This window comes from Mesorhizobium sp. M8A.F.Ca.ET.218.01.1.1 (genome assembly GCF_004791165.1).
GTDB lineage: Bacteria > Pseudomonadota > Alphaproteobacteria > Rhizobiales > Rhizobiaceae > Mesorhizobium.
The window spans coordinates 145320-158366 of sequence record NZ_SRUZ01000012.1; the positions used below are offsets into that span (position 1 = coordinate 145320).

The window sequence follows — 13047 nt, forward strand, 5'->3', positions numbered from 1 at the left end:
TCGCAGGAACTACTCCCCGGCCGCCATCGCCGTGATCGTCTTCTTGGCGCGCTGGATCGAGGCCGGGCTCATCGACAGCTCGGTCAGGCCCATCTTCAGGAAGGCCGGAATGAGATCCGGCCGACCTGCCGCCTCGCCGCACATGCCCACCATGATGCCGGCGGCGACCCCGGCCCTGGCCGTCAGTTCGATCGCCGACATCACGGCCGGATTGGTGACGTCGTTAAGCTTCGCAACGGTCGGGTTGAGCCTGTCGGCGGCCATGATGTACTGGGTGAGATCATTGGTGCCGATCGAGAAGAAAGCCACCTCCCTGGCCAGTGCCGGTGCGATCAGCACCGCGGCCGGGGTTTCGATCATCACGCCGAGATCGAACGTGGCGTGCGGCACGCCTTCGGCCTTGAGTTCGGCGGCGCATTCATCGACCAGTGCGCGGCTGCGCGTCACTTCGGAAATATCCGACACCATCGGCAGCATCACCTTGATGTTGCCGTGTACGGCGGCCCTCAGCAGCGCCCTCAGCTGGCGCTTGAAGATATCGGGCCGGTCGAGGCACATGCGGATGCCGCGCCAGCCGAGGAAGGGATTTTCCTCGTCGGGAAACTCGATGCCGGCGATCGGCTTGTCGCCGCCGATGTCGAGCGTGCGCACGATGACCGGATAGGGGGCGAAGGCTTTGGCCAGCGCCGCATAGGTCTCGGCCTGCATGTCTTCCGACGGCAGGTGCATATGGCGCATGAACAGAAGCTCGGTCCGGAACAGGCCGACACCCATGGCGCCGGCTTCCTGCGCAGCCTCGATCTCCTCCAGCGAGCCGATATTGGCCGCGACCTCGATAGTCCTGCCGTCCGCCAGCTTCGGCGTCACCGTCTTGAACGCGGTCAGGCCGGCACGCTCCTTGGCCGCCGCTTCGACGCGGCCGGCGAAATCGGCGCGTGTGGCCGCATCGGGGTCGATGATCACCTGGCCGCTGTTGCCGTCGAGCGCCACCTCTTGCGCCGTGCGCAAGGCATTGATCTTGTCGCCGAGGCCCAGCACCGCCGGAATGCCGTGCGAGCGGGCGATGATGGCGATGTGCGAGGTGGCGCCGCCATGGCCGCACACCACGCCGCCGATGCGTTTCAGCGGCGCGCGCGCCAGATCCCAGGCGCCGATATCATCGGCGATCAGGATCGCACCCTGCGGGATATTTTCGAGGCTGACGTCGTCTTGGCCCAGCAGCACCAGGCAGATCTGCCGTCCGACCGCTTGGACATCGTCGGCCCGCGCATTGAGGTAATGATCGTCGACGGCGCTGAAATCGGCGGCGATGGTGGAAGCGGCGGTGATCGTGGCCGACACCGCGTCATTGCCGCCCTTGATCGCCTTCTCGGCCTCGCCGGTCAGGCTGTCGTCGGCGGCGATATCCCTGAGCGCCGCGACGATGCCCCGGTCACCGGCCGACAGACTGTCCTGCGCCAGCGCCCGGTCCATGCGCGCCTGGACGGCGGCGACGGCGGCGCGGAACCTGTCGATTTCGCCGGCGATTTCTTCTGCCTGCAGCATGCGGCCCTGTCCCGCGATATCAGGCGGGAAATGCGCGAAGGCGGGTCCGATGGCGACGCCTTCGCTTGCGGCGACACCGCGCAAACCATTCGCCTCGCCTGATACCGCCGGCGCGGATTGGGGCGCGGGCGCCGCTTCCTTGCCTGCGTCATTCGCCGGAGCGTGGGTGTCTTCGTCGTCGAGGCCGGCCGTTGGGTTCTCGAGATAGCCGATCAACGCCTCGATCGCCTCGATGGCATCGGCGCCGTTCGCCCGCACGGTGACTTCCTGGTTTTCCTTGACCGCCAGCAGCATCAGCTTGACCGAGCTCTTGGCGCTGACCGCCTTGCCGTCCTTGACCAGTTCGACATCGGATTCGAAGCCCTTCGCGAGCTTCACGAAGCGTGTGGCGGGGCGGGCGTGCAAACCTTCATGCACTCTGACGATGGTCGAGCGTTCCATGGCAAATACTCTGCTTTTTTGGGCGCCAAAGCCAAACTGGACGGGGCGCGAATGCTTTCAGGCGGCGATGGTGATGATCGCGTCTGTTTTCAGGGCGGCCACGAGGGCTTGGCGATCGATCTGCGATGCGCAGATCTCGCCCGGCCTTTCGGCCTCGGTGGCCCCGTTGAACGAGATGACGACGTGGCCCATCTCGAGGACCTTGCTCCAGGCGCTGGAGCCGACGGCGGTTATGACGGCGGTAACCGGACCAAGGGTGATCGACGCGCCCTTTTGAGGCGCGCCGTCACTGGGTCCGAGCTCCGCCTTGTGGAGCACCGAGACCTCGGCAAGCTCCGGCGGCGAGCCATCCGCGAACAGGATGACCACGCCCCCTTCGGCAAGGTCCGCCACTTCGGGTCCTATCGCCGTGACCCGTGTCTTGAGAAAAACCGACATATGGCGAACCTCGTTATCAGGTGTTTAGAACACGATCAGGGAGACGACCCAGGCGATCAGCACCGAGACCGGACCCATGATCTGGCGGCTGATGAGCACCGCAGGCACGCCGATTTCGATGGTTTTCGGCTTGGCTTCGCCGAGCGCCAGGCCGACCGGGACGAAGTCGCAGCCCACCTGGGTGTTGTAGGCAAACAGCGCCGGCAGCGCCATTGCCGGCGAAATCGTGCCGTTGGCGATCTGCGGGCCGATGATGGCCACGCCGATGACCTGCGCGATGACGGCGCCTGGTCCCAGGATGGGCGACAGGAACGGCAGTCCGCAGATTGCCGAGATGATCAGCAGGCCGACGATGTTGTTGGCCAGCGGTCCCATCGGCTGCGCCAGCACGTCGCCGATGCCGGTGTACAGGATCAGGCCGATCAGCATGGTCACGAAGGCCATGAACGGCAGCACGTTGCGAACCACCTGGTCGATCGTGCGGCGGCCGGCATTGAAGAAGATGCCGACCACACGGCCCATGACGCGGCCGATCGAGCTGATCAGGCCGATAAGCCCGCCTTCGCTCGGCAGCGGCTGTGGCGCGGCGGCTGAAGTGCTGTTGTTTGAACTCATCGGCGCTGCTCCCCCCGCAGTGGTGACCGCTTCGGATCCGTCCGCCATTGCGACGTTGGCCGGCTTCACGCCCGAAACGTAGATATCCTCTGTGATGAACTGGGCGAGCGGCCCAGCCTGTCCGACCGGCGTCAGATTGACGGTCGGGATGCGCTTGCGCGGATAGACGCCGCAGCGTGCGGTGCCGCCGCAGTCGACGACGACGACCGCCATCTCTCCTTCGATCGGCGGCGCCTTGAAGCCGTCGACGGCCGTGGCGCCGGTCATGTCGGCGATAAGTTGGGCGACAGGATGGATGCCGCCGCCGGTGACGGAGACGATCTTGTCGCGCTGGGCGGTCGGCTCGATGACGAGCGGGCCGCCCCAGCCTGTGTTACCCCGGGAGATCTTTACGGCTTTGAATGTCTTGTCCATGATGTCCTCCCCGCCCTTACAGCTCGACGCCCTGACGGCGTGCCATGATGGCGGTGATGCGCTCGGTCAGCATGCCCTTGAGCAGAATGACGACCAGGCCGACGATGGCGTACCAGATCGCCACCTTGACGTGGTAACCGGCGACGACGGCGCCCTTCTTTTCCAGCTCCAGCAGCGCGACCAGAATGCCGCCCCAGACGAAATATTCGCCGGGGTTGATGTGCGGGAACAGGCCGAGCGGCGGATGCACGTAGGAGACCGCCGCGTCATAGAAGGCGGGTTTGTGCTTCTCTTCCAGAAACGATCCGAACGTATAGGCCATCGGATTGGTGAGGAAGAACACAGCCAGCAGCGGCAGCAGCGTGTAGCGCGTCAGCGCGATCCTGCCGGCACCGCGCGCCAGGCCATGCACGCGCTCTTCGCCGACCAGTTCGGTGACGGCATAGAAGGCGGTCATAAGCACCACAAGCGTCGGGATGATACCGGTGACGAAGCCGGCGAACACTTCGCCGCCCTTCTGGAAGATGCCGATGAAGTACTTGCCGATGGCGGTCAGCCAGCCGAGCTGCTCTTCCTGCTGGACGTCCTTCAGCTTTTCCTTGAATTGATCGACGGTAATCGGCCCGCTGTCGGCCTGCGCCAGGACAACGAGATGGTCGGAAGCATGCTCGACGGCGAGCTTACCATGCAAAGCAGCATCCGAAACCATGGCACCCGCGACATGCAGATTGTGCACGGCCATGTCGGCATGCTGCGCCAACAACGAAAATACAGACATTTCTCCTCCTTATGCCGGCCCGCCGGGTGGTCCCAGTCGGCGCACGGCCTCCTCTATGCCCTTGCTACGTTCAAGCCGGCCAGGCCCGGCTTCTTCCCCGGCTCCGACCGTGCTTTGTCGATCTGTTCGATCGCCCGCTTCACGGCCTCGGCCACACCGGGTTCCCCCTCCCCCATGATCGCAGGGTTGGACCGGAGTCGATCGAGGGGAACACCCTCGAATTCTTCATGTCGTTTGAATTTGGTGAACACGGAACGGCCGCTCATCACCATCATCCGGCGCACGATCAGGTCAGGCGTCACCACGACCAGCGCGATGGTCCCCTTGGCAAATCGGCCGCGAAAATTGCCTGCGCCGACGAAGCCGTCCTTGTATTGGTCAGTGACGCCCCGGAAGACATCCGAATAGTGCCGCATCTGCAGCCAGACGCCGAGCGACTGCAACGCCCACACAATAACCAGCAGAAGCAGTCCCCACTGCCAAATCGCCATTCGGTTCTCCTCCCGAAGCCTCAGTCGAGGCGCACCTTGGACCGGCACGCAACAACAGCAAAGTGAGAACATTTGTTTCCGCGAATGTCAATATGTATGATATTGACCTCGACCTCGGTCATCCACAGGGCCGTCGGCCGATTTCGGCGGCGGCACGGCTGTGCTAGCCTGTCGTGAAACGGGATGCATACAATGGAACTGCCCTTCAGGGACGAATTGGCCCTCATGCCCGACCTGCGCCACCGGCTGCGGCAGTTGCGCTGGTTCCGCGCCACCTTTCGTGGCAGCGCCAAGGTGGTCTCGGACACTTTCGGCGTACGCTTCGAAATCGACGAGGCGAAGCTGACGCGGGCTTTTCTCGACTGGGTCGAGGTCATGGAAGCGCAGAAGCGGTTTGCCGCGATCGACCGGGCCGACTTCATCGTCTTTGCCGCCGGCCTTGTGTTGCGCGAACTGATAAAACAGGCGCCGGCCAGGGAGATCTCCGGTCTTACCCAGCTCGTCGAAACGGATCAGAATGCCGGCACGCTGGACATCATCCGCTTCTGGCCGGAAGGCTTTCTCTACACCAACTACTGCGTCTCGGTGATTTCGGCCATCTACGAGCAGGAGTTCGGCTCGGCGCCCAGTATCGACAAATGCGCCGACGACCTGCGCACCTGGTGGTCCTATCGCGAGAACGTCACCGAAATCCCGGCCTATGCCGTGGCGTTCCTCGACCGCTTCCTGGGCGCGGAGCCAAACTGGATCACGCCCGACCGCGCGCAGTCGCGGCAGGCCATGCAACGGGCACTGAGGTCCTCCCGCGCCAGCGACGTGTTGCGCCAGCTTTGAGCATCGCCGGTTTTCGCATGTCCCCAAAAAACACCGCGCTATTGAACATCTGACTTTTTGCCGATAGCGATGTGCGAAATTTGAGTTGAGGAGACAAGCGCGTGGCGCGAGCAAGGCCCATCATCTTCGATTGCGACGGCGTTCTCGTCGACAGCGAGCCCCTGGCCGCCAGGGCCTACGAGCGCGTCTATGAAAAGCATGGCATGCCGGGCGTTCACGGCGGCATCATCGCGCAGTGCGTCGGCATGAAACAGGCCGACATCATCGTCAGGATCAAGGAATTGACCGGCCATCAGTTTCCCGCGGCCGCCGACAGCGATATCTGGGCCGAGACCAAGATCCTGTTTTCGCAGGAATTGAAGCCGACACCGGGAATCGCCGCATTCCTGGAGACGCTCGACGGCGACCGCTGCGTTGCCTCGTCGTCCTCCGTCGAACGCATCAACCACAGCCTGGCCATCACCGGGCTGGCGCGGTTCTTCGGCGATGCGATCTACAGCTCTTCGATGGTCAAGAACGGCAAGCCCGCGCCTGATATTTTCCTGTTCGCCGCGGCGGCGATGGGCGCCAGTCCGGCCGACTGCGTCGTCATCGAGGATTCGCCTTTCGGCATCCAGGGCGCGGTTGCCGCCGGCATGACGGCGGTCGGCTATACAGGTGGCGGACATACTTATGCGGAGCATGCCGCACGGCTGATGGCCGCCGGTGCCGATTTCGTCTGCGCCGACTGGAGTGAAGTGAGCCGGCAATTGTCGGGGCTCGGTGTACCGGCGTAGCTAGTAAAGCCTAAGGCGGGCCCATTGGTCGCGCGGGATCACTGGCCCCACACGGAAATTAAAGGACAGGACCCTCGTCGCATTGGTGTCGACCTCGCACCGGAAGCCCAGATGATACCAGGCAGTTGTGGTGCGGAAGGCTACATCCGAGCCGTCAACAACATTGCCCGCTCTAAGTGGGACACTTGGGATCAGGTCGGGAAAGTAAGAGGCGTCCAGCAATTGCTGCTGCAACACACTGGCACAAAGTTTGGCTCCCCGCTGACTGCGCGGCAAACCACCCATCGAGGTCGTGGCCAACGCATCGTCAGTGGCACCCTGCGAGTAGAGTTTGCGAACGCCCGGAAGGCCCGAGTCGCGCTGCGATGCGGACTTCGAGACCTTGGGTTTCGGCGCATTTGCTGGTTTGGGCTTTGGCGCTTCGGCTGATGTGGGAAGCTCGACGTCGCCATCGGCAGCCAACGGCGTTGATAGCGCGCCCTGTTGCTTGGCGGCTTCGAGCCCCGCCTGCTTTTCTGCCTCCGGGTTGGCTGCCTGTTGTTTATCCACGTCCTCGGTTGAAGCTGCCTGCTTCTGCGCGTCCTTGGCTGGATCGGAGTCTGGTGGTGTGGCAGGCTGGTTTTCCGCCGGCTTCGGTTCGACCGGCGGCTTCGAAGGCTCATTCTTGGCCGGGAATGGCGAGCTGTCTTGAGCGCTGGTCCCATCCAGGGATTTCCTCGGGCCGGTATCCTTGTCGCCGAACTGAAAAACGGGCTTCAGGACCTCCACTGGCGGGGGCTTCTGCGCCTGCTTTTCCGACGGAGGCTGTTTCTCAACCTTCTGCTCAGGCGGTTTTTCTACCTTTGGTTCCGGTGGAGGCGGAACAGGTTTCGGCTTTGGCTGATCGGGCGGAGGCACGAGCGCGACATTGACCGGCTGCTCCTCCCGCAGCTGTTGGGGAGGGATTGGCAGCCCATATATCAGGATCGCCGCGATGAGCACGTGCAGGATCAGCGATGCGGGCACGCCCCACAACAGATTCCGACGCCGTTCTCGTCCCTCGTCCTTCATCACCTTCGATGTGGAATGAAATCGCGGCGGCTTCAAGCACGGGCACTGGATTGGCGCTATTTAACCGCCGACAGCTTGGCGACCTGGATGACCGGCGATTGCCCCGGCTCGGCGTGCCGGCCTAATTTAGCGGATACTTAGTGAATCCACGGCTGGCCCATTCGCCGGGCGGGATCAATGACCCAACACGGAAGTTGAAAGACAGGACCCTCGTCGCATCAGCGTCGACCTCGCACCGGAAGTTCAGACTGTACCATTGGGTTCTGGTGCTGAAGGCGGCATGCGGAGGGTTAAGGACGTTGCCCAGCTTCAGCGGAATGGTTGGCACCCATTTGGGCGAATAATCAGCACTTTGCAATTCCTGGTCCAGAACGTTGCCGCAAAGGTTGGCAACGCGCTGATCGCGCGGCACGTTGTCCATGGAGCTTGTGGCCAGCGCATTGCCGGTTGCGCCTTGCGAGTAAAGCTTTCTGACGCCCGGAAGGCCGGAGTAGATCGGCGATCCCGCAGCCTCGGTGTTGGTGGGATTTGACCTTCCCGCCTTCCCGCCTGGGGCTTTGAAGGCTGTTGCGGATTTGAACTTCATCGGCTTTGCGGGTTTAGGCTTTGCCTTTTCTTCCGAGGATGGAGGCGCCGGCTTGTCGGCGGCCTCGGCAGCCAATGGCTTTGGCGCCACGACCGCTTGCTTTTCGCCGGCTTGCGGCGTCGCCTGCTGTTTGTCGGTGTCTTCAGTCTCCTCCTTTTTCTCGCTTTGCGCGGGTTTTTCGTCCGGCACGTCGGTTGCCGGCTTCTCGTCGGCCTTGTTGGAGGCTGCCTGTTGCTCGGGATTTGCAGGCGCGGCGGATTGGGTCGGCGCGGGTTTCGGTTCGACTGGCGGCTTCGCGGCCTCATCCTTGGCCGGCAGCGGTGCATTGGCTTGAGCGCTGCCGCCGTCGAGAGATTTCTCAGGCCCCGTATCCTTTTCGCCATATTGAAAAACGCGCTTCAGAACCGGAATGTTCACCGGCTTGGGCGGCTGCTCGGGCGGTTTTTGAACCTTGGGTTCCGGCGGCTTTTCGACTTTGGGCTGCTTTGGCGGTGGGGGAACAGGTTTCGGCTTCGGCTGATCGGGCGGAGGCACGATCGCGACATTGACCGGCTGTTCCTCTCGCGGCTGTTGGGGACGTGGGGGCACGCCATACACCAGGAGCGCCGCGACAAGCACGTGCAGGATCAGTGATGCGGGGATACCCCACAACATATTCCGACGCCGTTCTCGTGCCTCGTTCATCCTGACCGATGTGGAATGAAATAGCGGCGGCTTCAAGCATAGGGATCGGATTGGCGCAATTTGGTCGCTGACAGCTTGGTGATCAGGATGATCACGCGCGGGCCTGCGTTACGAGTCGCGACTCACCCCGCCGAGCAAGTCATGCGGCGGCTCCCGCGGCAGGGATCAGCCAGCCGGATCTTATGCGCAGCCGGACCTGCGCACCGTTCTCCAGCACGACCGGATCGGGCTGCTCGAAACGCAAGGTCAGGTCGGGACCGGCAGCAGGCGTAAATTCTATGCGCGCGGCACCTCCCTGGTAGATCGCCCGCTTGACGAGACCGTCGAAGCCCGAGGCATCGGCGGAAAGCTCGATATCAGCGGATCGGCAGCATATCCTGGCGCCGGCGCGTGGCCGCTCGCCAGGCCGACAGCGGACCACCAGTTCGGTTCCGAGAACCCTGACCTTGCAACGGCCGCCGTCTTCGCTCGTCATCACATCCGCTGGCAGCAGGATGCCTTGCGAGATGAAGGAGGCCACCATCTCATTTGCCGGCTCATGATAGAGTTCGCGCGGCGTCGCAAGCTGCGCCAGGCGTCCGTGGTCCATCACCGCGATACGGTCGGCCAGCGCCATCGCCTCGGCCTGGTCGTGGGTGATGTAGACGATGGTCGTGCCCGTGCGCTTGTGAAAGGCGGCGAACTCGTCCTCCATCGAGGCTCTCAGATGCACGTCGAGATTGGCGAGCGGCTCGTCGAACAGCACCAGCGACGGCGCGGCGACAAGGCAACGCGCCAACGCCACGCGCTGGCGCTGACCGCCGGAGAGATTGGCCGGCCTGCGCTCGCCAAGGCCCTGCAGATTGACCAGCGCGAGCGCGTCTTCCACTTTTTGACGCGCGACGGCCTTGTCGAGCTTGGCCACCTTCAGCGAATAGCCGATATTCTCGGCGACGCTCATGTGCGGCCACAGCGCATAGTTCTGGAAGACGATGCCGACACGCCGCTTTTCCGGCGCGACGCTGCCGCCCTTGCCCGACACGACCTCGCCGCCGATGCGGATTTCGCCCGAAGTCACTTTCTCGAAACCGGCGACCAGCCGCAGCAACGTCGTCTTGCCACAGCCGGAAGGTCCGAGCACCGCCAGAAACTGGCCGTCAGCGACATCGATCGAGACATCCTTCACGGCATCGAAATCGGTGAAGCTCTTGGTCACATGGTCCAGCGTCAGTCGCGCCATGGCAGAACTCCGCTCGGAAGATGAGGGGCAAGCAGGTTGGTCACCAGCATCAGCGCGAAGGTGACCGCGACCGTGATGACGGACATCGCCGCCGCGTAGTTGGAATCACCGCCCTGCTCGAAGGAAAACATCACCACGCCGATCGTTTCGGCCCCCGATGACCACAGCAGCGCCGAGACGGTGAGTTCGCTGAGCGCCGTCATGAAGATCAGGAGGCCGCCGGCGATCGCCGCCGGTGCGACGAGCGGAAAGATGATGGTGCGCATACGCGTGAACAGGCCGGCGCCCGCCACCTGTGCGGCCTCCTCCAGCGCCCGGTCGATCTGATGATAGCCGCTGATGGTCGGCCGCAGCGCCAGCACCAGGAAGCGGGCGAGATAAGCGTAGAGGATAATCCAGACGGTGTTGTAGAGCTGGATGCCGGTCAGCGGGATCGGCCTGAGAAACAACAGCAGCGAGGCGATCGCCAGCACCACGCCGGGCAAGGCATAGGGCAGTTCGACCGACAGGTTGAGCAGCCGCACCCAGCGCTGCTTGCCCCAGGCGATGAGATAGCCGACCGGCACGGCAACGATAACCGCGAAGAAAGCAGCCACGATCGACAGCCAGAAACTGTTGAAGAAGGCGCGATTGGCGGCATCATGCTCGAACAGCACGAAACGGTAATTGTCGAGCGTCGCCGTTTTGGCGGTGAGCGCGATGCCGTAGCCCGGCACCAGCGAGGTCAGCACCAGCCCGAACAGCGGCAGGACCAGCACCAGCAGGATGAGCAGCCACATGCCGGCCTGGACGACCGGCCGCCAGCGGCCGAGCTCATAAGGTTCGGACGGCAGCGATGTCGAGGAAATACGGTAGTCGCGGCGACGGCTCATCCCCTCCTGGGCGAGGATGCCGGCCATGGCGATGATGCCGATCAGCACCGACAGAAACGCGGTCTCGCCGAGCACCGCCGGACCGCCGCCGGCCAGCTTCTGATAGATGAGCGTCGGCAGCACGAGATAGTTGGCGGGAATGCCGAGAAACGCCGGAATGCCGAAATTGCCGACACAGGAGACGAAGGCAAGTGCGGCCGCCGCCATGATCGACGGCGTCATCAAGGGCAGCACGATGGTGACCAGTACGGTGAACCAGTTCGCGCCGCCGGCGCGCGCCGCCTCGACCAGTTCGCGCGGCAGCTTGCGCAGGCCGGCACGCACCAGCAGGAAGACCAGCGGGCCGTATTGGACGCCAAGCAGCAGGATGATGCCCGAGGTCGAATAGAGCAGGTTCTTCGTGCCGAGCGGCGGCGCTGCCCCGAACAGTTTTAGGAACGGGCTCGCCGGGCCGAACAGTTGCAGCCAGGCCAGCGCCGTCACCTGCGGCGCGATCAGCAGCGGCATGACGTAGCAGAGCACCAGGGCGCTTCGGCCACGTATGTCGGTCAGCGAGACCAGCACGGCCACCAGCGTGCCCGACAGCACAGCCAGAAGAGTGCCGCCAATGCCGACGACCAGCGTGTGCCAGGTCGCGATCCAGGTTGCCGGGCTTCTCAGCCCGGCCTCCACGGCCACGGTCGTCAAGACGCCGCCGGGTGCCGCGATCTCCTTGACGAGGCGCAGCATGGGCAGCAGCGAAAGCAGCACAATGACGACGGCAACCGCCGCCGTCAGGGCCATTTCCTGGCCCCGGCTTTCCCTGATTCGTGCCGACATGATTGGTTTCCTGGGATCGGTCGATCGATTCGATCACGTTTCGCCGGAACTGGCGAGATGCCGTGGAAACGGCATCTCGCCTGACTGTCGGCTCAGCCGCCGAACAGTTCCGAGAACTTTGCCTTGTCGGCGTCAGTCTTGGCAACAATGGCCTTGGTGTCGAACGGCATCACCTTGATTTTGACGCCTTCCGGCAGCCAGTCGGGACGGCCGACCGAGGCGCGCGCCGGCAGATAGCCCATCGACAGCGCCAGCTTCTGGCCTTCATCGGACAAAATGAAGTCGACGAATTTTTTCGCGCCATCGACGTTCTTGGCGGTCTTCATGATGGCGACCGGCTCGGTCACGGCAGGCACGCCTTCGCTGGGGAAAACGAACTCGACCGGCGAGCCCTTCTTCTTGGCGTTCATCGCCATGAAGTCGACGAGGATGCCATAGGGCTTCTCGCCCGATGCCACCGACTTCAGCACCGCGCCATTGCCGCGCACGCTGACGGTGCTGTTGGTCTTCAGCTTCCGGAAGAAATCCCAGCCATAGTTAGCGTCGCCGACAAAGCCCGAAAGCAGGTAGGCGGCAGCGCCCGAATAGAGCGGGCTCGGCATGACCAGGCCGTCGGCATAGGCCGGCTTGGCAAGGTCTGCCCAATGCTCCGGCTTTTGCGCGGCCGCGGTGTTGTAGACGATGCCGGTGGTGATCAGCTTGCTGCCGAAATAGGTCTTGTCGGCGTCATAGGCATCCGCATCGATACCGTCGAGCTTGGCCCCGGGATAGGCCATCAACCGGTCATCCTTCTTCAGCAGCTCCATCGAGACCGCGTCGGCGATCAGGAGCACGTCGGGCTGCGGGCTGCCCGCGGCGAATTCGGCCGCCATCTTGGTCAGGATGTCGCTGGTTCCCGAGCGATAGATGGTAACGTCGATGCCGGGCTGCGCCTTCTTGAAGGCATCCACGGTCTTGGCCGCGTCCGCCTCGGGTTGGGATGTGTAGAGCGTCAGCGTTTCGGCATTTGCCACGCCGGCAAACAAAGTTGCGGCGAGCGCCAGTTGGCTGGCCAGCAGCTTGATGAATAGCGTCTTCATGAGACCTCCTGATCCTGTCTGTGCATGAGCGACCGGCATCCTGGCCGGTTTCCATATTCTCCCTGCACGGCCCATATGACTGGTGGATGACACTGAGTGTCAGCGTCCGGATCAGATCGCATTCATCAGGAAAGAGAGGCTGTCTGGCAGCCTCGAGTGGGGCCGGGAAGGCCCCGGGCACATCGCAACGAACAGCCTCAACGGAGCGGGAGGCGGGCTCCTGCTGTCAACCCGCTTTCCGCTGCCGGCATACTCCGAAGGCAGCGCGGAAAACCGTTCAGACCAGCATGCCCATCGGGTTCTCGATCAACTTCTTGAAGGCGACCAAGAGTTCGGCCCCCAGCGCTCCGTCAACCGCACGATGGTCGGTCGACAGCGTCACCGACATCACGGTGGCGATCTTGAC

General features: G+C 63.4%; 13 protein-coding genes. 2 read left to right on the forward strand and 11 right to left on the reverse strand.

The genetic code is table 11. From position 1 onward, the window contains the following. Positions 1-9 precede the first annotated feature (9 nt). The 5 genes from ptsP to EN861_RS32230 are packed head-to-tail and all read right to left on the reverse strand — an operon-like array spanning position 10 to position 4722. Positions 10-1986, reverse strand: coding sequence for a phosphoenolpyruvate--protein phosphotransferase (ptsP, locus tag EN861_RS32210; protein ID WP_135867580.1), 1977 nt, complete (start codon positions 1984-1986; stop codon positions 10-12). Between the two features lie 57 nt (positions 1987-2043). Continuing rightward, a complete protein-coding gene (locus EN861_RS32215) occupies positions 2044-2424 on the reverse strand; it encodes a PTS glucitol/sorbitol transporter subunit IIA (RefSeq protein WP_135867581.1) in 381 nt (126 codons plus the stop codon). Between the two features lie 24 nt (positions 2425-2448). After that, on the reverse strand, positions 2449-3453 hold the full coding sequence (locus EN861_RS32220; RefSeq protein ID WP_135867582.1) for a PTS glucitol/sorbitol transporter subunit IIB: 1005 nt from the start codon (positions 3451-3453) through the stop codon (positions 2449-2451). A gap of 16 nt (positions 3454-3469) precedes the next feature. Beyond that, a complete protein-coding gene (locus tag EN861_RS32225; protein WP_127279228.1) occupies positions 3470-4231 on the reverse strand; it encodes a PTS glucitol/sorbitol transporter subunit IIC in 762 nt (253 codons plus the stop codon). Between the two features lie 53 nt (positions 4232-4284). Beyond that, entirely contained in the window at positions 4285-4722 is a 438-nt protein-coding gene (locus tag EN861_RS32230; protein ID WP_015315467.1) for a transcriptional regulator GutM, read from the reverse strand. A gap of 192 nt (positions 4723-4914) precedes the next feature. Here EN861_RS32230 and EN861_RS32235 point away from each other — a divergent pair, with 192 nt between their 5' ends. Together EN861_RS32235 and EN861_RS32240 are read left to right on the forward strand one after the other, a co-directional pair. Beyond that, positions 4915-5556, forward strand: a complete 642-nt coding sequence (locus EN861_RS32235; RefSeq protein WP_127279229.1) for a hypothetical protein — start codon at positions 4915-4917, stop codon at positions 5554-5556. Positions 5557-5657: 101 nt separating this feature from the next. Beyond that, the gene (locus EN861_RS32240; protein ID WP_127279230.1) at positions 5658-6332 is read left to right on the forward strand and encodes an HAD family phosphatase; all 675 of its coding nucleotides are present in this window, start codon (positions 5658-5660) and stop codon (positions 6330-6332) included. Here EN861_RS32240 and EN861_RS32245 read toward each other — a convergent pair whose 3' ends face one another. The 6 genes from EN861_RS32245 to EN861_RS32270 form a co-directional block, all read right to left on the reverse strand. Beyond that, on the reverse strand, positions 6333-7382 hold the full coding sequence (locus EN861_RS32245; protein ID WP_135867583.1) for a DUF930 domain-containing protein: 1050 nt from the start codon (positions 7380-7382) through the stop codon (positions 6333-6335). Between the two features lie 121 nt (positions 7383-7503). Beyond that, positions 7504-8652, reverse strand: coding sequence for a DUF930 domain-containing protein (locus tag EN861_RS32250; protein WP_135867588.1), 1149 nt, complete (start codon positions 8650-8652; stop codon positions 7504-7506). 139 nt (positions 8653-8791) lie between these two features. After that, on the reverse strand, positions 8792-9871 hold the full coding sequence (locus EN861_RS32255; protein WP_127279232.1) for an ABC transporter ATP-binding protein: 1080 nt from the start codon (positions 9869-9871) through the stop codon (positions 8792-8794). Further along, the gene (locus EN861_RS32260; RefSeq protein WP_135867584.1) at positions 9859-11562 is read right to left on the reverse strand and encodes an iron ABC transporter permease; all 1704 of its coding nucleotides are present in this window, start codon (positions 11560-11562) and stop codon (positions 9859-9861) included. Before EN861_RS32260 ends, EN861_RS32255 begins: the two co-directional genes overlap by 13 nt. 92 nt (positions 11563-11654) lie before the next feature. Continuing rightward, on the reverse strand, positions 11655-12641 hold the full coding sequence (locus EN861_RS32265; protein ID WP_127872175.1) for an ABC transporter substrate-binding protein: 987 nt from the start codon (positions 12639-12641) through the stop codon (positions 11655-11657). A gap of 277 nt (positions 12642-12918) precedes the next feature. Next, positions 12919-13047, reverse strand: a 129-nt coding sequence (locus EN861_RS32270) for a 2-oxo acid dehydrogenase subunit E2 (RefSeq protein WP_135864863.1), incomplete at its 5' end; no start/stop codon positions are given.